This is a genomic window from Roseibium sp. AWQ4_254 (genome assembly GCF_056161025.1).
Map to the genome: position 1 here is coordinate 30,079 of NZ_JBSWYH010000021.1, position 19,721 is coordinate 49,799.

Sequence of the window (19,721 nt, forward strand, 5' to 3'; positions counted from 1 at the left end):
CCGACATTCCGGCCCGATCAGGCCACACCACAGGCAGGTCTTTGATATGATCCTGAAAGCCCTTTTTTTCTACCTGTTTGCCGGTGTCACGCTGGCCTCAGGGTTCATGGTGATCGCGGCCCGCAACCCGGTGACATCCGTCCTTTTCCTGATCCTGGCTTTTGTGAATTGCGCTGGCCTGTTCGTTCTGCTGGGCGCCGAGTATCTGGCGATGTTGCTGGTGGTTGTCTATGTTGGCGCGGTCGCGGTCCTGTTCCTGTTTGTCGTGATGATGCTGGATGTCGATTTTGTCGAGCTGCGTCAGGGCTTGCTGCAATACCTGCCCATTGGCGGACTTGTCGGGTTGATCTTGATGATCGAGCTGCTGATGGGGCTCGGGGCCTGGGTGATGGTGCCCGAGCTTGTTGCGCATACCGCGGAGCCGACACCGGATCTTGCGCAGGTTAGCAATATCGAGGCCATCGGCTCGGTCCTCTATACGAAATACATCTATTTCTTCCAGATTTCCGGTCTTGTGCTGCTGGTGGCCATGATAGGCGCGATTGTGCTGACGCTGCGCCATAAGCCCAACGTCAAGCGCCAGAATATTTCGGAGCAGGTTGCCAGATCCCGGGAGACGGCCATTGAGGTCCGGAAGGTGGGAACCGGCAAGGGAATTTGACGCGGCAGGCTTGCGTCATATCGGGAAAGTCCGGGCCAAGGCACACTCCTCTGTGCAGGGCCGGGTAGGGGTAAACGAGGGGAGCACGGCGAGGCGCCCATGGAAATCGGTTTGTCGCACTATCTTTCGGTCGCGGCCATCCTGTTCACGATCGGGATCTTTGGGATCTTTTTGAACCGGAAAAACGTGATTGTTATCCTGATGTCGATTGAGCTGCTGCTTCTGTCGGTCAATATCAATTTCGTCGCTTTTTCTTCTTTCATGGGCGATCTGATGGGGCAGATCTTCACTTTGCTGGTTCTGACCGTGGCGGCTGCCGAGGCGGCCATCGGGCTGGCCATTCTGGTGGTCTTCCACCGGAACCGCGGCTCTATCGCCGTGGAAGACGTCAACGTGATGAAAGGGTAGGGGCCGATGTATTCTGCAATCCTGTTCCTGCCGCTGATCGGCTTCCTGATCGCCGGTCTATTCGGCCGCGCCATCGGCGACAAGGCCAGCGAATTTGTGACCAGCGGCCTGGTCATCCTGGCCGCCCTCTTGTCCTGGATCACGTTTGTCGGGTTCTGGCTCGGCGGCTCGGAAGCCCAGACCGTGGAACTGTTCCGCTGGATAACCCTGGGCGATTTGAAGGTCTCCTGGGCGCTGCGGGTGGACACCCTGACGGCGGTGATGCTCATTGTTGTGACCACCGTCTCGGCGCTGGTACATGTCTATTCCATTGGTTACATGCACCATGACCCGCACCGCCCGCGTTTTTTCGCCTATCTGTCGCTCTTCACCTTCGCCATGCTGTGCCTGGTGACAGCAGACAATCTCCTGCAGATGTTCTTCGGCTGGGAAGGGGTGGGCCTTGCCTCCTATCTCCTGATCGGGTTCTGGTACAAGAAGCCGTCTGCCAATGCGGCGGCCATGAAAGCCTTCGTTGTCAACCGGGTGGGGGATTTCGGCTTTGCGCTTGGGATCTTCGGCGTCTTCTACGTGTTCCAGAGCATTGAGTTCACGACCATTTTCAACGATGCGCCGTCCTTCATAGAGGGCACCGAACCGGTGATGAGCTTTCTCGGCTTTCACCTGCATCCGCATATGGCGATGACGGTAATCTGCCTGCTGCTGTTCATGGGAGCCATGGGCAAGTCCGCGCAGTTTCTGCTGCACACGTGGCTCCCGGATGCGATGGAGGGGCCGACACCCGTCTCCGCGCTCATTCACGCTGCCACCATGGTGACCGCTGGGGTCTTCATGGTCGCGCGCCTGTCGCCGCTGATGGAATTGTCCCATACGGCGCTGGCCGTGATCGTCTTCTTCGGAGCGACAACGGCCTTTTTTGCAGCAACAATCGGTCTGGTTCAGAACGATATCAAGCGGGTGATTGCCTATTCCACCTGTTCCCAGCTCGGCTACATGTTCGTTGCGCTCGGGGTGGGGGCCTATTCTATCGGCATTTTCCACCTGTTCACCCATGCCTTCTTCAAGGCGCTGCTGTTCCTGTGCGCGGGCTCAGTGATCCATGCGGTGTCCGATGAGCAGGACATGCGCAAGATGGGCGGCCTGCGCAAACATATTCCGGTCACCTACTGGACCATGATGATCGGCACACTGGCCCTGACAGGTGTCGGCATTCCGTTCATTCACATCGGCTTTGCCGGATTCATATCCAAGGATGCGATCATTGAGGCCGCCTATGCGGCTGCGGGCGGCGACCATGACAGACCGATAGCGCTCTACGGCTTCTGGTTGACAGTGGCCGCAGCGGCCCTGACCTCGTTCTATTCCTGGCGGCTCACCTTCATGACCTTCCATGGCAAGCCGCGCGCACCGGTTGATGTCATGAAACACGTCCATGAATCGCCGCTTGTGATGACGGTCCCCCTGTTCATCCTGTCCATCGGGGCGGTCCTGGCCGGTATGGTTTTTGGCGGCGCCTTTTACGGGGACGGCTATGACGCCTTCTGGAAGGGGGCCCTGTTCACCTCCGAGACCAACCATGTGCTGCATGACATGCACCATGTGCCCGCCTGGGTGAAGGTGTCGCCCTTCGTGATGATGGTGCTCGGTTTCCTGGTTGCCTATCTCTTTTACATCCGTTCTCCGGAGCTGCCGAAGAAGCTCGCCGACCGCCACCAGGGGCTCTACAAGTTTCTGCTCAACAAGTGGTATTTCGACGAGCTTTACGATTTCCTGTTTGTGCGCCCGGCCATGTGGCTGGGCCGGATTCTTTGGAAGAAGGGGGATGGCACGATCATTGATGGCCTTGGTCCGGACGGCGTTGCCGCGCGGGTTCAGAATGTCACGTCCTGGGTCGTGCGCCTGCAGACCGGATATCTTTATCACTATGCCTTTGCGATGCTGATCGGCCTGGCTGCGCTGATCACATGGTCCATGTTCACCGGTGCAGGCACCGGCGGGGGTGCTCACTGATGATTGACTGGCCCATACTGTCGCTCACCACGTTCTTGCCGCTGCTTGGGGTGCTGTTCATTCTGCTCGTGCCCGGCGAGGATGAAGACAGCAAACGCAACATTCGCATGGTTGCCCTGGTGACCACGGGTGTCACGTTTCTCCTGTCCCTGTTCATCTGGGGCAGCTTTGACTACGACAATCCGGGGTTCCAGTTTGTCGAAAGCCGTGAATGGCTCGGCGGGAACATCAACTACCGGATGGGCGTGGACGGCGTTTCGGTCCTGTTCGTGATCCTGAGCACCTTCCTGATGCCGTTCTGTGTTCTTGCTTCTTGGGAGAGTGTCCAGAAACGGGTCAAGGAATACATGATTGCGTTTCTGGTGCTGGAAACGCTCCTGATCGGTGTCTTCTGTGCGCTTGACTTGTTCGTGTTCTACATTTTCTTCGAAGCCTGCCTGATCCCGATGTTCCTGATCATCGGCGTGTGGGGCGGCAAGCGCCGGGTCTATGCGTCCTACAAGTTTTTCCTCTACACGCTGCTCGGGTCGATGCTGATGCTGGTCGCGATCATGACCATGTACTGGAGCGCCGGCACGACCGATATTGAAGCGCTGATGGCGTATGGGTTTCCCGCTGGCATTCAAACGTGGCTATGGCTGGCCCTTTTTGCGTCCTTTGCTGTGAAAATGCCCATGTGGCCGCTGCACACCTGGCTGGCGGATGCCCACGTGGAAGCGCCAACTGCTGGCTCGGTCATTCTGGCGGGCGTTCTGCTGAAGCTGGGCGGCTACGGCTTCCTGCGCTTTTCGCTGCCCATGTTTCCGCTGGCCTCGGACATGTTCGCACCTTTCGTGTTCACCCTGTCGGTGGTGGCAATTATCTATACCTCCCTGGTGGCGCTGGCCCAGGAGGACATCAAGAAGCTGATTGCCTATTCCTCCGTTGCCCATATGGGCTATGTGACCATGGGCATCTTCACCATGAACGAGCAGGGGCTGCAGGGCGGCATCTTCCAGATGCTGTCCCATGGCATTGTCTCGGCGGCGCTGTTCCTGTGTGTCGGCGTGATTTATGACCGCATGCATACCCGCGAGATTGCGGCCTATGGGGGGCTCGTCAACCGGATGCCCAAATATGCGGTGGTCTTCCTGATCTTCACCATGGCCAATGTGGGCCTGCCGGGCACGTCCGGTTTTGTGGGGGAGATCCTGACATTGATGGGGGCATTCCAGGTGAACACCTGGGTTGCGTTTTTTGCCACGACCGGCGTGATCCTGTCGGCCGCCTATGCGCTGTACCTCTACAGGCGGGTCGTTTTTGGGGCCATGGAAAAGGAAAGCCTGAAATCGATGCTGGATCTGGATCTGCGGGAAAAGGTGATCCTGTTCCCGATGATTGTCCTGACCATTTTTTTCGGTTTCTATCCGATGGCGATCCTGGATGTGACCCAGGGGTCGGTGGACCATCTCATCACCCAGTATACTGCAGCGCTTGATGCGGCCGGGGCGTCTTCCCAGCAAGCCGCCGCCGCTGCGGCGGCGCAGTAAGGTTTGAAGGACGAGACACAGCCATGTCAGATGTGACCCAATTGCCAGACCTTCTGCCGGTGGTGCCGGAAATCATCATGGCCATCGGCGCCATGGTGCTTTTGATGATCGGAGCATTCGGTGGGCGGGATGTCAGCTATGCTGTGTTTGGCGGGGCCATGGGGCTCTTGGGCACAGCGTTCCTGATCCTCCTGTTCGTTCCGGTCTTTGGTCAGACTTTCGGCGGGTCCTTTGTTCTGGATCATTTTGCCTATGTCTTGAAGCTGCTGGTGTTGACAGGTTCGTTCTTTGCGATTGCCATGTCCTGGGCCTATGCGAAGAGCCAATCTTTTGACCATTTCGAATATCCGATCCTGATTGTTCTGGCGACGCTTGGCATGATGCTGATGCTGTCAGCCAATGACATGATTGCGCTTTATCTCGGTCTGGAGCTGCAGAGTCTGGCGCTCTATGTGGTTGCGGCGATCAACCGGGACAGTGTGCGTTCCACGGAGGCGGGCCTGAAATATTTTGTGCTTGGGGCTTTGTCCTCCGGGATGTTGCTGTATGGCATGTCACTGGTCTACGGCTTTACCGGTCAGATTTCCTTTGCCGGCATCGCAGACATTCTGGCCCATCAGGAGGCAAGCATTGGCCTTGTGATCGGACTGACCTTCATTCTGGCGGGCCTTGCCTTCAAGATTTCGGCGGTACCGTTCCATATGTGGACCCCTGATGTCTATGAAGGCGCGCCGACGCCGGTCACTGCTTTCCTGGCGGCTGCGCCGAAAGTGGCGGCCATGGGCATTCTGGTGCGCATTGTGATCGACGCCTTTCAGCCGGTCACCGGCGACTGGCAGCAAGTCGTGGTGTTTATTTCCATTGCCTCCATGGCGCTTGGGTCCTTTGCCGCCATCGGGCAGCGCAACCTGAAACGTCTGATGGCCTATTCCTCCATAGGTCACATGGGGTTTGCGCTTGTCGGGCTTGCCGCCGGGACCCAGGCCGGGGTCGCAGGGGTGATCTTCTACATGATGGCCTATCTCGGCATGATCCTTGGCGTGTTTGCCTGCATTTTGTCTATGCGGCGCAAGGATGGCATGGTCGAGGAGGTTGATGATCTGGCAGGCCTGTCCCAGTCCAACCTGCCCATGGCAGTTCTGCTGGGTTTGTTGATGTTCTCGTTTGCCGGCATTCCGCCAATGGTCGGCTTTTTCGGCAAGTGGTACGCGTTTTCAGCGGCTGTAGAGGCAGGGCTTTATCCGCTGGCAATTATCGCGGTTCTGATGTCGGTGATCGCAGCCTTCTATTATTTGCGGGTCATCAAGGTGATGTTCTTCGATGAGCCGGTGGAAGGGTTTGAGGCAATGCCAGCCGAACTGAAAGTGGTTCTGGGCCTCTCAAGCGTCTTTGTCGTCCTGTTCTGGCTGGCGCCGGGGCAGGTGGTGAATGCGGCCAGCGCGGCCGCCCAGTCGCTGTTCTGACCGCTCATGTCCCAGAACAGGTCTGAACGTCCGGTGCCGGGGGCGCCGGACTTTCTCTTTGAAGAGCATGACACCGTCAGTTCCACAAATGCGCTGTGCTTCGAACGGGCGCGTCAGGGGCACCGTGGCAATCTGTGGATCCGTGCAGGAGCCCAGTCGGCGGGGCGTGGCCGTAGAGGCCGGGAATGGGCGTCGCCGACCGGTAACATGTTCGCCAGCCTGCTGTTGATCGCCCCGCAACCGGCTGACAGGGTCGGGGAATTGCCCCTTCTGACGGCGGTCGCGCTGGCCGATGCCGTTGACAAAGCGGCTGGAACCCTTCATCTGGTGGCACTGAAATGGCCCAACGACCTTCTGGTCGGCGGGGCCAAGCTGTCAGGCATTCTTCTGGAAGCCGAAATCCTTGCCGATGGCCGGCAGGCGATTGTCATCGGCATCGGAGTGAATTGCGTCTCTCATCCACCGCTTTCGATGTATCAGGCGACTGATCTCAGAAGCCTGGGATATCTGGTGTCTGCTGAACAGATGTTCGGCGCGCTGACCGCTTCTTTTGCCGGCTATCTTGCGCGGTGGCAGCAACCGGGCGGGTTTGAGGAGATCAGGACCGGCTGGCTGAAACGGGCAGCCCATCTCGGTCAGGAGATCACGGTCCGAACAGCTCAGGAAGACATTCACGGCATTTTTGCCGATCTGGACTCACGCGGGCATCTGGTGCTCAAACAACCGGATGGCCGGGTCCGGACCATTTATGCAGGCGATGTGTTTTTCCCGGCGGCAAGCCGCCGGTAACCGCCTTGCGAACATGCTTTAAGGGAGCACTCCATGGCTTCGGCCAATAACAAGAAAAATGAAATCGTATTCCTGCCTTTGGGTGGTGTTGGCGAAATCGGAATGAATCTCGGACTGTACGGCTTTGGCCCTGCGGACAACCGGACCTGGCTGATCGTCGATTGCGGCGTCAGTTTTGCTGGCCCCGAGCTGCCGGGAATTGATCTGGTGCTGCCGGATATCAAGTTTCTGGAAGATGAGGTCGACAATATCGCGGGCATGGTCATTACGCATGCCCATGAGGATCACTATGGCGGTATCTTGCACCTGTGGCCGTTCCTGAAGGTGCCAGTCTATGCGACGGCGTTCACCGCCGGACTGCTGGCGGCCAAAGCCGAGAGCGAGCCGGGCGCCGAAGAGGTGCCTGTAACGGTGGTCAATCAGGGGGAACGGCATCAGATTGGTCCGTTCGAGGTGGAATTCGTGGCTATGGCCCATTCCATCCCCGAGCCGTGTGCTCTTGCGATCCGCACACCGGCGGGCCTTGTGCTGCACACTGGCGACTGGAAGATCGACCCGACCCCGGGCGTCGGCCGTCCCATTGACATGGAGCGTCTTGCCGAACTGGGCCGGGAAGGGGTGATGGCGCTTGTCTGTGACAGCACCAATGCGGTGCGGGACGGTGTCAGCCCGAGCGAGGCCGATGTGGCTGAAGAGCTGAAAAAGGTCATGGCCGGAGCAAAACACCGGATCGCCGTGACCACATTTGCCTCCAATGTGGCCCGTATCCGGGCGATCGCTGAAGCCGCAGCCGCCAATGAGCGGGATGTGGTTGTTGTCGGCCGGTCCATGCACCGGGTGATAGAGGTTGCCGGTGAACTAGGTTATCTGGACGGCCTGCCGCCGTTTCACGATGAAGAGGCGTTTGGCTATCTGCCGCGGGAAAAGGCGGTGCTGCTGTGCACCGGCTCCCAGGGGGAAAACCGGGCCGCGCTGGCACGGATTGCGGCCGGAGACCATCGCAACATCGCGCTTTCCAAGGGCGATATGGTGATCTTTTCCTCGCGCACGATTCCGGGCAACGAAAAAGCGGTGGGCGAGGTTCTGAACAATCTGGCCGGTAGCGACGTGCACATCGTGACGGACCGGGATGCGCTGGTGCATGTGTCCGGACACCCGCGCCGGGGCGAGCTGGAGCAATTATACAAATTGCTCACACCGAAAGTCGTGCTTCCCGTGCATGGGGAACCGTTGCATCTTTCGGCCCACGCTGCCTTTGCAAAACAGCTGGGCGTTCCGGAAGTGGTGCGCGGCAAGAACGGCGACATCGTCCGTTTGAGCGCGGGCTCGGCCGGGATCATTGATGAGGCACCGTCTGGAATCCTGGTCAAGGATGGCGATATTCTGGACGACCCGGAGGTGACCGGTGTGAAGGAGCGGCGCAAGCTTTCCTATGCCGGAGCGGCAGTCGTTGCGCTGGTGGTCAACCGGGCCGGGGAGCTTTTGACCGACCCGGATGTCACGCTGATGGGGCTTCCGGATACGGATGATGAAGGCGAGCCGATGGAGGATATTGTCATCAAGGCTGTGACCGGGGCGGTCACCAGTATTCCCAAGGCCCGGCGCAAGGACAAGGCCCTGGTCGGGGAAGCCGCGCGCAGGGCCGCCCGGTCCGAGATCCTGAGCGTGTGGGGCAAAAAGACGCTCTGTAAGGTCATGGTGACGCAACTATAATCGCGGGAGGCTGCCGAAGGGCAGCTTTTCCTGGTGGAGGAGTTCAAATGATAGGCCGGCTCAATCATGTTGCGATTGCCGTTTCTGATATCGAAGCGGCGGCGGCAGTGTACAGGGATACGCTTGGCGCAGACGTTTCTGCCCGGGAAGAACAGCCCGACCACGGGGTGAGCACGGTGTTCATCACGCTGCCCAACACCAAGATCGAATTGCTGGAGCCGCTGGGGGAAAATTCCCCCATCGCCAAGTTTCTGGAAAAGAATCCATCCGGTGGCATTCACCACGTCTGTTATGAGGTGGAGGACATTCTGGCGGCCCGGGATAAGCTTCTGGCCGATGGCGCCCGGGTCCTGGGGGATGGCGAGCCGAAGATCGGGGCCCATGGCAAGCCTGTTCTCTTTCTGCATCCGAAGGATTTTCTCGGCACCTTGACCGAGCTGGAAGAGGCTTGATCCCATGTCCGTCGCCTTCAGCCTGGCCATCTATTTCATGATGTGGTGGATCATTCTGTTTGCGATCCTGCCCTTCGGGCTGCATCGCACCCAGGAGGAGGCGGGGAATGTGCAGCCCGGGTCCGAGCCAAGCGCGCCTGAAAAGCCAAGATTTCTGAAGGTGCTGGTTCTGACGACATTTGTCACGACCGTGCTGTTCTCGATCTTTTTTGGCCTTCGCTCTGCCGGCTACGGTCTGGACGATATTCCCTTTCTTTTTCCGCCCGACACTCCCTATAGCCAGACGCAATAGACTGGCGATAATGTGGAGGGGCCGAGGGCAAAAGCGGCCTCTTAGGGCCGCCTTTCTTTCCGGGGCTGTCTATCGCAAATGACCAGCCACCGGATGTGCCGTTCGCCGTCTGGCGGCGGAGAGGATTGCGCAAAAGGCAGACCGCTTTCAAGGCGCCCGCATAAGCGCGTTCCGTTCAACCCAGCACAGCCGTCAGAGTGGTCAGGCCGATTTGCGCTGTCGGCGCCAGCTGGCAACTCCGAGAAGTCCGAGCCCCCCGGCCAGAAGCGGCAGGGCGGCAGGCAGAGGAACCGGTACGGCACCATACTGAATGTCGATAGAGGTCGAAGCGAGAGTCTTGCCCGAGAGTATGGCGCTCAGATTGATGGTGTAGAGCCCTTCTGCTTGCGGGTTGATCCCGCCGGGGATGAAAAAGCCAAGATTCCAGGATTGCTGGGCAACGGAGCTGGAGGTCAGCAGAGCGGCATAGGTTGACGGACTACCGGCCACGGTGCCGCCACCATTGCCCGTTGAATTGTCGCCAAGCGCATGGTCCGCGTAAAGTGTGTTGATTGGATCAAAGGACAGAAAATGGGTTGCGCCGGTCGGATCCAGATCGATCTCCAGAATATAGGTCAGACCGTTCAGCATCCGGTTGGCAAGGCCTGACAGATCAACATTTATGCTCCATTCAAAATTGAAGGCCGACCGGTTGGCCGGGGCGTTGCTGTCCGCAGGCAAAAACGTGTAGGTGCGGTCGCCGTCATAGTTGAACGTGTTTTCCGGCACACCGGATGCGTTGTAGCGCTGCTTGCCGCGAAGGCCCAGCTCCACGTTGTTTTGTTGGCCCCCGGTGAAAGATCCGTTGGCATTGCCGGAGCCGAAAATGACATCCGGGGTGACCAGGCCTGTGCCACCGACGGGGCCGGCCAATGCGGAGCCAGAGAAAACCGGCACGGCGAGCGTGATTGTGGCCGCGCAAAAGGCGGTCCGGGTAAGCTGAAACATCGATAAATCCTCCCTGTAATCTGCATTCAGTATTATTTGCGCCGTTATTAATGCGAAATGCGAAAGGAAGATCAACCTTGGGTAAGTGTTTTGGTTGCGTGCTCTTGATGCGTTTTCTTACGTAAGGGATGTTCTGGTGTCTGAAAGTCTTGTGATTTCATTTGACTTGAAAGGGGTCGAAAAGAGCTTTTCGGGAGCTTCAGATTGACCGTGCAGTCAAAGAAAAAGGCAGGGTGTGCCCTGCCTTTCAAAGTTCCGCGTCTAAATTGACCCTTTTCCCTTGCCGGCTAATGTTTCAACCTGGCTGGGCGGCTGCTGATCCTAAGATGCGCCTGAGGGACCATCCTCCCAAGACTCAGACCGCGATGTTCTTGAGTAACATGGCATTTCTGCCGTGGCACCTTTTTGTTATGGGATAGGAACGTAGCGGAACAAATTTCACTTGTCACCTGTTTGTCGTAAAGAGCCTAACTTTTTTGCCTGCCTAATTTGCCTGCATATTTTAACCACTCATGAAGACTGTAAGTTGCGATTAAGTAAGAGTGGCGAATTAATTTTTTTATTTTTTAAATGTACCGGTGCAACGAATACTCTGGCTGCCAGGGAGGGCTTGTGTCTTTCAGTCCATGCCACAGCCGTTGCATAAAGTCCGAAAACAATCGGTTGTGTTTGCAAAAGGCTTGTTTTTGGGCGCCGCATGCGGTTTGACTGCGCATAAATAAACAAGGCTATGCGCAACCCGAGAGTAAATTCATGCGTCTTTCCCGATACTTTCTGCCTATCTTGAAGGAGACTCCCAAGGAGGCCGAGATCGTCTCTCACAGGCTCATGCTGCGCGCCGGCATGATCCGCCAGCAATCGGCTGGTATCTATTCCTGGCTGCCGCTCGGGCTCAAGGTTTTGCGCAAGATCGAACGCATCGTTGAAGAAGAGCAGGCTCGGGCTGGCGCGATCCAGCTGTTGATGCCGACCATTCAGTCCGCCGAACTGTGGCGCGAAAGCGGGCGCTATGACGCTTATGGCAAGGAAATGCTGCGCATCACGGACCGGTCCGAGCGCGACATGCTGTATGGGCCGACAAATGAGGAAATGATCACGGACATTTTCCGGTCCTATGTGCGCTCCTACAAGGATCTGCCGCTGAACCTTTATCACATCCAGTGGAAATTCCGCGATGAAGTGCGTCCGCGCTTCGGAATCATGCGCGGCCGCGAATTCCTGATGAAGGATGCTTATTCCTTCGATCTGGACAAGGAGCGGGCGATTGAATCGTATAACCGCATGTTCGTGGCCTATTTGCGGACCTATCAGCGCATGGGGCTCACGGCGATCCCCATGCGGGCCGAGACTGGCCCGATTGGCGGTGACCTCAGCCACGAATTCATCGTTCTGGCGGAGACCGGCGAGAGCGAAGTCTATTGCCATTCGGATTATCTGACCAAAGCAACGCCGGGAGCAGATGTTGATTTCCAGAGCGATTTGAGCGGGATCGTCAACGACTGGACCTCCCACTATGCGGCCACGGAAGATGTGGTCGACAAGGCGGCTTTCGAGGCAGCGGTTCCCGAAGACAAGCGCATCGTTGCGCGCGGCATCGAAGTTGGCCAGACTTTCTATTTCGGCACCAAGTATTCCGAGCCGATGGGTGCGAAAGTGGCAACAGCGGAAGGCTCCGAGGTGACCGTGCATATGGGGTCCTACGGGGTTGGAGTGTCTCGCCTTCTTGGGGCCTTGATTGAAGCCAATCATGATGAAAATGGAATCATCTGGCCGAAATCGGTTGCCCCGTTCCATGTCGGGCTGGTCAACCTCAAGCCGGGCGATGCAGTGACCGATGCTGCCTCCGAAGATCTTTATGCCAAGCTGGAAGCGGCCGGTATCGAGGTGCTGTACGACGATACGGACACTCGGGCCGGGGCGAAGTTCGCGACCATGGATCTGATAGGGCTGCCGTTCCAGGTGGTCGCTGGTCCCCGAGGGCTGAAAGATGGTGTTTTGGAAGTCAAGGACCGTTCAACTGGGGAAAAGGAAATGCTCACCCCGGAGGCAACCTTGAACAAACTCACGGCAGCATTGACGGACTGATCAGCTGCGGTGATCCTCGGGGCGGGGATTCGGGTGCCTTTGGGGCATCCGGTTTTGGGCAGTGCTGAAGTGGATTGACAATGACGGCAACAGACACGGTGGACGCAGGCGAGGACCGGGGACCGGCCGCGCCCACACGCCCCTTTTCCGCCTTTGAATGGATGATCGCCAGCCGCTATCTGCGCTCGCGCCGCCGGGAGACCTTTATCTCGGTGATCGCGGGCTTTTCCTTCGCCGGAATCATGCTGGGAGTGGCGACACTCATCATCGTGATGGCGGTGATGAACGGGTTCCGCTCCGAACTCCTCGGCAAGATCCTCGGCATCAATGGCCACATGCTGGTCCAGCCCATCGATCAGCCTCTCAACGACTATGACGCGGTGGCCGGGCGGCTGGAAGCCGTTCCGGACGTGGTTGCGGCGATTCCCTTCATTGAAGGTCAGGCGCTCGTTTCGGGCCCTGCGGGCAATCTCGGTGCCCTGGTGCGCGGTGTTTATGAGAGCGACCTGCGGCGGGTGCCGCTGATTGCCGGCAACATTGAGTCCGGATCGATTGATGATTTCGATGCGGGGCAGGGGGTGGCTATCGGCGCCCGCATGGCCCAGCAGCTCGGGGTGACGGTCGGCGACAACATCACCATCATTTCCCCGCGCGGCAGCGTTACGCCCATGGGCGTCACCCCCCGGGTCAAGGCCTATCCCGTTTCGGCGATCTTCGAGATCGGCATGAGCGAATATGACAGCACCTTCCTGTTCATGCCGCTGGAAGAAGCGCAGGCCTATTTCAACATGGGCGACAAGGCGACCGGGATCGAGGTCTATGTGAGCGACCCGGACAATGTCGGCGTCATGACCCACGCAATCGAAGATGCGGCCAACAGGCCCACTTTCGTAACCGACTGGCGCCAGCGCAATGTCACGTTCTTTTCCGCCCTGGAGGTGGAACGCAATGTGATGTTCATCATCCTGACGCTGATTGTTCTGGTGGCCGCCCTCAATATCATTGCCGGCCTGATCATGCTGGTGAAGGACAAGGGCCGTGACATTGCCATCTTGCGCACCATGGGGGCGACACGGGGGGCGGTCATGCGCATCTTTTTGATCACCGGCGCCAGCATCGGCTGTGTCGGCACCTTGGCTGGGTTCTTTCTGGGGTTGATCGTCTGCCTCAACATTGAGAGCATCCGCCAGTTTGTGTCCTGGCTCACGTCTACGCAGCTTTTCGATCCGACGCTTTATTTCCTGTCGAAACTGCCGGCCGATATCGATAGCGGCGAGACAATCACCGTGCTGGTGATGGCTTTGGTGCTGTCACTGCTTGCAACTCTGTATCCGGCCTGGCGGGCGGCCCGCCTCGATCCGGTCGAAGCGCTCAGATACGAGTGAGGGCGGGAGATGAACATGGCCGTTGACCCACGCCGGGCGCCGGGAATTGCCCCTGCAGCGCTCGAACTTTCCGGAATTACCCGCTGTTTTGATGAGGGGGAGCGCCAGCTCCATATTCTCAGTGGGGCCAATTTAAGGATTGATGCCGGAGAGATGGTTGCACTTGTTGCCCCGTCCGGCACCGGAAAGTCCACCTTGCTGCATATTGCCGGGCTGCTGGAGCGTCCTGATGCTGGCGATGTGTTTCTGGGGCCGGTCAATTGCTCGGAGCTCACCGATGATGAGCGCACGGCTCTGCGGCGCAATGACATCGGCTTTGTCTACCAGTTCCACCATCTGCTGCCGGAGTTCACCGCTCAGGAAAACATCATGATGCCGCAGATGATCCGGGGATTGCCGCGCAAGGTGGCGGCTGAGCGGGCGGACGAGCTTTTAGCCTATATGCGCCTTGGCGAGCGCGGCAGTCATCATCCCTCAGAATTATCGGGTGGCGAGCAGCAACGGGTTGCTGTTGCGCGGGCCGTCGCCAATGCGCCGCGCATCCTGCTTCTGGATGAGCCGACCGGCAATCTTGATCCGAATACGGCAAGTTATGTGTTTGATGCGCTCGCGGCGCTGGTGCGGGCGTCCGGGGTTGCGACCTTGTTCGCCACGCACAATCTGGAACTTGCCGCGCGCATGGACAGGGCGATCACCCTGGAAGACGGACTGGTCAAACCCCTGAAAGCCTGAGGCTGGCATGGCGGGGCTGGGCCCGGACAGGGCTCCTGTCCGGGCGCTGCGTCTTTCAGGATGGAGCCAAAGAGAACAAAGCAAATACGAGATGTTTAAGAAGCGCTTGATCTTGGTTAAAGCAAGGGGAACAAAAAGTGCTTGCAATACGAACAAAAATAGAACATTCTTCTTTTCAACGTAAGAGTTGACCGTTGGAGGATGACATGATCCATATCGCTCGTGATTTTGCAGCCCTTGCTTCTTTGGTTTGTTTTTGCACCACGCTGACCGTTTGGGGCGATGTTCTTCTGGCGGTTGGCTGACGGCTGATTTGAAAAATGGCGCGAGGCTTGGGGCTGATGGCCGCTGCGCGCCGGGCCGGGTCTGACGTGCTGGCATGGGGCGCGCTTTATCCGCGATTGCTCCCCCGGGCCGTTTGATGCAAAGGCTCCCAAGAACAACGGGTACAAGTCGGCAGATGGCTCGACAGGCCGGGCAAGACAGGCTTCACTGGAGTGCTGATTCTTCAACAGGCGGTACCCTCCATGACGGCGATCGACACAGTTTCCCAAGGAGCCTCCAGGGCGCCAAGTGATGTGGTCCCGGCGGGCACTGCGCTTTCGGAAGGCGGCCCGGGCTTTGTCCATCTGCGTGTCCACTCGGCGCTGTCGCTCCTTGAAGGGGCGCTGCCCATCAAGAAACTCCTGGATCTTGCCAAGGAGGATGGTCAGCCTGCGCTCGCCATTGCCGACACCAACAATTTGTTCGGAGCGCAGGAATTTTCCGCCAAGGCCTGGGGGGCTGGCATTCAGCCGGTCACCGGTTGCCAGATGTCGGTTTTCTTTGACGATGGGCTGGAGAGCGGGCGCAGGGGCGAACCGGCGCTGGCCGATGTGGTCCTGATTGCTATGACCGAGGCCGGGTATGGCAACCTGATGGAACTGACATCCCGCGCCTTTCTAGATACGGAAACCGGTCTGAAGCCGCATGTGTCTGCGGACTATCTCCTGTCGAAATCCGAAGATGTGATCCTGTTGACCGGCGGCCATCTCGGGCCGGTGGGGGCGGCCCTGCTGGCAGGGCAGAAGGATCTTGCCCGGGGGCGGCTGAGACGTTTGGCAGACGGGTTTCCCGGCCGCTGTTATGTAGAGCTTCAGCGCCATGGCATGGAGGGCGAGCGGCGCACCGAAGAGGCATTCCTGGCTTTGGCCTATGAACTTGGGCTGCCTCTGGTGGCGACCAATGAAGCGTTTTTTCCAAAACGTGAGGATTACGAGGCCCATGACGCTCTGATCTGCATTTCCGAAGGCCGGGTGCTGATTGAAGATGACCGCCGCCGCCTGACCCCGGAACATTATTTCAAGAGCCGGCAAGAGATGTGTTCGCTCTTTTGTGATCTTCCCGAGGCGCTGGCTTCTTCGGTGGAGATTGCCCGGCGCTGCAGCTTCCGGCCCCTGCGCCGGGCTCCGATCCTGCCCCGTTTTGCCGGGGCGGATGCGGATCCGGAGGAGGCGGAACAGGCGGAGGCTGAAGAACTCAAGCGCCAGGCAAGGGAAGGCCTGCAGGCGCGCCTTGAGGCCCACGGGCTGGCGCCGGGTCTGGAAGAAAAAGACTATTGGGAACGGCTGGACTACGAGACCGGCATCATCGAGCGGATGAAATTCCCGGGATACTTCCTGATTGTTGCCGACTTCATCAAATGGGCTAAGGCGAACGACATCCCGGTCGGGCCGGGCCGTGGCTCCGGGGCAGGCTCTCTGGTGGCTTGGTCTCTAACGATTACCGATCTCGACCCGATGCGCTTTTCCCTCCTGTTCGAGCGCTTCCTCAATCCGGAACGCGTCTCCATGCCGGATTTCGATATCGATTTCTGCCAGACGCGCCGGGAAGAGGTGATCCGGTACGTTCAGGAGAAATATGGCCGCCAGCAAGTGGCCCAGATCATCACTTTCGGATCGCTGCAGGCCAGGGCTGTGCTGCGCGATGTGGGCCGGGTGCTGCAAATGCCCTATGGCCAGGTCGACCGGCTCTGCAAGCTGGTACCGGCGAACCCGGCCAATCCGGTCACGCTGGGTCAGGCGCTGGAAGATGAGCCGCGCCTGCGCGAAGCGGCAAGGGAAGAGGAGATTGTCGAGCGGCTGCTGTCCATGGCGCAGAAGCTGGAAGGCCTCTACCGGCATGCGTCCACCCACGCGGCCGGTGTCGTGATTGGCGACCGGCCGCTGGAACAGCTTGTGCCGCTCTACCGCGACCCGCGCTCCGATATGCCGGTGGCGCAGTTCAACATGAAGATGGTGGAAGATGCGGGTCTGGTGAAGTTTGACTTTCTCGGCCTGAAGACGCTCACTGTCATCGACACGGCGGTCAAGCTGATCGAGCGGCGCGGGATCGGCGTGGATGTGGCAGCCTTGCCCATTGACGATCTCAAAACCTACGAGCTTCTGGCGCGGGGTGAAACCTTCGGCGTGTTCCAGCTGGAAAGTCAGGGCATGCGCCGGGCGATTGCGGGCATGAAACCGGACCGGTTCGAGGACATTATTGCGCTTGTGGCGCTCTACCGTCCGGGCCCGATGGAAAACATTCCCGTCTACAACGCGGTGAAACACGGCGAACAGGATCCCGACTGCCTGCATCCGCTGCTGGAGCCGATCCTGATGGAGACCAACGGCATCATCGTCTACCAGGAGCAGGTGATGCAGATTGCGCAGGTCCTGTCCGGCTATTCCCTTGGTGAAGCAGACCTTCTGCGCCGCGCCATGGGCAAGAAGATTGCCGCAGAGATGGAAGTTCAGCGGGCCCGTTTCGTGGATGGAGCGGTGGAGCGGGGCATCAACAAGAACCAGGCCGGGACGATTTTTGATCTCGTGGCGAAATTTGCCAACTATGGCTTCAACAAGTCCCACGCGGCCGCCTATGCGCTGGTTTCCTATCACACCGCCTGGCTGAAGGCGAACCACCCGGTGGAATTCATGGCCGCGTCCATGACACTCGATCTGGGCAACACGGATAAGCTCGGCGATTTCCGCCAGGAGGCCCGGCGCATGGGCATTGAGATCGTGCCGCCCTCGATCAACCGTGGGCAGGTCTATTTCGATGTGGCGGATGGCAAGATCCTCTACGCCATGGGTGCCATCAAGGGTGTGGGCGAGCAGGCGGTGGAGCATATTGTTGAGGTGCGCGGCAATGAGCCGTTCAAGAGCCTGGGCGATTTCGCCCGCCGTATTTCTCCCAGGGCGCTGAACAAGCGGACTTTGGAAAACCTGGTGGCCGCCGGAGCTTTTGACGAACTTGAGCCCAACCGGGCCCGCGTCTTTGAAGGGCTGGACCGGATCATGGGGCTGGCGCAGCGCACCGAGGAAAACCGCACACTGGGCCAGGACGAACTCTTTGGCGGCAGCGACAGTGAAGAGCCGCTGCAGCTGGACGAGGTCCATGGCTGGACCAATGAGGAGAAGCTGCAGCGCGAGCACGCGGCCATCGGCTTCTATCTCTCCGCCCACCCGATTGATGAATATGCCAGTGTTATGGAAAAGATGCGGGTGCAGCCCTGGACCCAATTCGCCGAAGCGGTGAAACGCGGGGCCTCCCATGGCCGGCTGGCCGGAACCGTGGTGTCGATGCAGGAGCGCAAAACCAAGACGGGTACGCGCATGGGCATTGCCCGCCTGTCCGATGCGACGGGACAATATGAGGCACTGCTGTTCCGGGAAAAGCTGGAACAGTTCCGGGACTTGCTGCAAACGGGCCGGTCCGTTGTGGTGCTGGTCGGAGCGGATATGCGCGACGAGGAGCCATCGCTGCGGATTGAGCAGGTTGATCCCATCGACCAGATGGCTGCCCGGCTTCAGAAAAGCATGCGGGTCTTTGTGCGCGATGAGCGCCCGATCGCGAGCCTTGCCAAGCATCTTCAGGTGCGCGGGGAAGGGGATGTGACCGTGATTGTGCTTCTGGAAAACGGGGCGCGTGAGGTTGAGGTCAAGCTTCCCGGCCGGTTCCGCCTGTCGCCGGAGATTGGCGGTGCGCTGAAAGCGGTGCCTGGCGTCACCGATGTGCAAATGGCCTGAAACCAGGAGCGGCGTGTAAGCGCGGCCGAATGGCTGTTCATTCCCGAATTTTTCTGAATTGTTATTGTATCTCGATATTTCCTGTTTTCAGTCTACTGTTCCAGTTTACATGCGATTTTAGAATTAAGGAATGTAAAAAAATATAATAAAATTGTATTTTTAAAATTATCTTGGTCAGATCAAATGTAAAAATTTGACGATTTGTTAATCGTGACCGTGTTTTGTTGTTTGCGGTATTTAAGTCTTCATGGGTTCTCCTGTATTGTTAGCGTGACAAGGAATGTGTGTTGGGGAAAACGCAAATTGTGGACGAAGATTGCTCGAATTTTTGTGCTTCTGGTCTCCCTTGGGGCGGGGTATGAGACCTTCCGGTTCGTGATGGCGTCTGAAGAAACGTCCGCCGCACCTGCGCCGGTTCAGATCGTGCGCGAGCCGCAGGCCGAAGTGCTGGTGGCTTCAAGAGATATTCCCCTGGGCGGCAAGCTCACCGATCAGGATGTCACTTGGGCCGAGTGGCCGGAAAATGGGGTTCCGAACGGCGCGGTGACCAAGAAAGCAGGCGGCGGAGTTGAGTTGGTCAACTTTATGGGCAGCATTGCACGCTCTCCGATCTATTCCGGCGAGCCGATCCGCAGTGAGCGTCTGATCCAGTCGGACAAGGGCTATATGGCCACCATGCTGCCCAAGGGCAAACGGGCAATTGCGGTGCGGGTTGAGCAGGAAACCTCCGCAGGCGGATTCATTCTTCCAGGTGACAAGGTGGATTTGATCCTTTCCCGGGAGGTGGAAGGGGTTGGGGTCGCCAGCGAGACCATTCTTGAGAACATCCGCGTCCTGGCAATCGACAGCACCACGGCCGGAGAGCAGGAGCAGAAGAACCTGTCGCCAAAGCGCACGGCAACCCTCGAGCTGACACTGTTTCAGTCGGAAGTCGTGGTTCAGGCCCAGCAGGTGGGCTCGATTGCCCTGGCTCTGCGCAGCGCCGAAGATTCGGCCGACAATGCGGAAGTTGCCGAGCGGCACCGGTCGCAGGTGTTTGTCCGCGTGCAGCCCGATCACTGGTCCGTCGGCTCCAGCCAGGGCGGCAATGTGCTCGATTGACCCTGGCTGGTCTTATCCATCTCTTTCCAATAGACTTGGAACCGCCTTTGACCGGCGTTCTTGACCTC

The 19,721-nt window shown here is 58.6% G+C and carries 15 protein-coding genes; 14 read left to right on the forward strand and 1 reads right to left on the reverse strand.

Going from position 1 to position 19,721, the window contains the following annotated elements:
* The first annotated feature begins 46 nt into the window (after window positions 1-46).
* From ACXAIC_RS16530 to ACXAIC_RS16570, 9 genes are all read left to right on the forward strand, one after another.
* On the forward strand, window positions 47-661 hold the full coding sequence (locus tag ACXAIC_RS16530; protein ID WP_475182166.1) for an NADH-quinone oxidoreductase subunit J: 615 nt from the start codon (window positions 47-49) through the stop codon (window positions 659-661).
* A 99-nt stretch (window positions 662-760) separates the two neighbouring features.
* Window positions 761-1,069 (forward strand): NADH-quinone oxidoreductase subunit NuoK, encoded by a 309-nt coding sequence (gene nuoK / locus ACXAIC_RS16535; RefSeq protein WP_475182170.1) that lies wholly within the window; start codon window positions 761-763, stop codon window positions 1,067-1,069.
* Window positions 1,070-1,075: 6 nt separating this feature from the next.
* Window positions 1,076-3,079 carry an NADH-quinone oxidoreductase subunit L gene (nuoL, locus tag ACXAIC_RS16540; RefSeq protein ID WP_475182176.1) on the forward strand — a complete coding sequence of 668 codons (2,004 nt, stop codon included), beginning with the start codon at window positions 1,076-1,078 and terminating at the stop codon, window positions 3,077-3,079.
* Window positions 3,079-4,608, forward strand: coding sequence for an NADH-quinone oxidoreductase subunit M (locus tag ACXAIC_RS16545; RefSeq protein ID WP_475182181.1), 1,530 nt, complete (start codon window positions 3,079-3,081; stop codon window positions 4,606-4,608). Before nuoL ends, ACXAIC_RS16545 begins: the two co-directional genes overlap by 1 nt.
* A gap of 23 nt (window positions 4,609-4,631) precedes the next feature.
* Complete coding sequence (gene nuoN / locus ACXAIC_RS16550; RefSeq protein ID WP_475182187.1) at window positions 4,632-6,071, forward strand: NADH-quinone oxidoreductase subunit NuoN; 1,440 nt, start codon at window positions 4,632-4,634, stop codon at window positions 6,069-6,071.
* A gap of 6 nt (window positions 6,072-6,077) precedes the next feature.
* On the forward strand, window positions 6,078-6,860 hold the full coding sequence (locus tag ACXAIC_RS16555) for a biotin--[acetyl-CoA-carboxylase] ligase (protein WP_475182191.1): 783 nt from the start codon (window positions 6,078-6,080) through the stop codon (window positions 6,858-6,860).
* Window positions 6,861-6,893: 33 nt separating this feature from the next.
* Entirely contained in the window at window positions 6,894-8,573 is a 1,680-nt protein-coding gene (locus ACXAIC_RS16560; protein ID WP_475182195.1) for a ribonuclease J, read from the forward strand.
* Window positions 8,574-8,620: 47 nt separating this feature from the next.
* Window positions 8,621-9,025 carry a methylmalonyl-CoA epimerase gene (mce, locus tag ACXAIC_RS16565; RefSeq protein ID WP_475182199.1) on the forward strand — a complete coding sequence of 135 codons (405 nt, stop codon included), beginning with the start codon at window positions 8,621-8,623 and terminating at the stop codon, window positions 9,023-9,025.
* A 4-nt stretch (window positions 9,026-9,029) separates the two neighbouring features.
* Window positions 9,030-9,317: a DUF1467 family protein gene (locus ACXAIC_RS16570; protein ID WP_475182203.1), complete on the forward strand. Its 288-nt coding sequence runs from the start codon at window positions 9,030-9,032 to the stop codon at window positions 9,315-9,317.
* Between the two features lie 201 nt (window positions 9,318-9,518).
* On the opposite strand, the gene ACXAIC_RS16575 is transcribed toward ACXAIC_RS16570, so the two are convergent.
* Window positions 9,519-10,304, reverse strand: coding sequence for a hypothetical protein (locus ACXAIC_RS16575; RefSeq protein WP_475182206.1), 786 nt, complete (start codon window positions 10,302-10,304; stop codon window positions 9,519-9,521).
* A 753-nt stretch (window positions 10,305-11,057) separates the two neighbouring features.
* On the opposite strand from ACXAIC_RS16575, the gene proS reads away from it, so the two are divergent.
* The 5 genes from proS (at window position 11,058) to cpaB (ending at window position 19,653) form a co-directional block, all read left to right on the forward strand.
* Complete coding sequence (proS, locus tag ACXAIC_RS16580; protein ID WP_475182211.1) at window positions 11,058-12,389, forward strand: proline--tRNA ligase; 1,332 nt, start codon at window positions 11,058-11,060, stop codon at window positions 12,387-12,389.
* Between the two features lie 80 nt (window positions 12,390-12,469).
* Entirely contained in the window at window positions 12,470-13,774 is a 1,305-nt protein-coding gene (locus ACXAIC_RS16585; RefSeq protein ID WP_475182216.1) for a lipoprotein-releasing ABC transporter permease subunit, read from the forward strand.
* Between the two features lie 9 nt (window positions 13,775-13,783).
* Complete coding sequence (locus ACXAIC_RS16590) at window positions 13,784-14,506, forward strand: ABC transporter ATP-binding protein (protein ID WP_475182221.1); 723 nt, start codon at window positions 13,784-13,786, stop codon at window positions 14,504-14,506.
* A 527-nt stretch (window positions 14,507-15,033) separates the two neighbouring features.
* On the forward strand, window positions 15,034-18,552 hold the full coding sequence (dnaE, locus tag ACXAIC_RS16595) for a DNA polymerase III subunit alpha (RefSeq protein WP_475182224.1): 3,519 nt from the start codon (window positions 15,034-15,036) through the stop codon (window positions 18,550-18,552).
* A 303-nt stretch (window positions 18,553-18,855) separates the two neighbouring features.
* Window positions 18,856-19,653 (forward strand): Flp pilus assembly protein CpaB, encoded by a 798-nt coding sequence (cpaB, locus tag ACXAIC_RS16600; protein WP_475182228.1) that lies wholly within the window; start codon window positions 18,856-18,858, stop codon window positions 19,651-19,653.
* Window positions 19,654-19,721 lie beyond the last annotated feature (68 nt).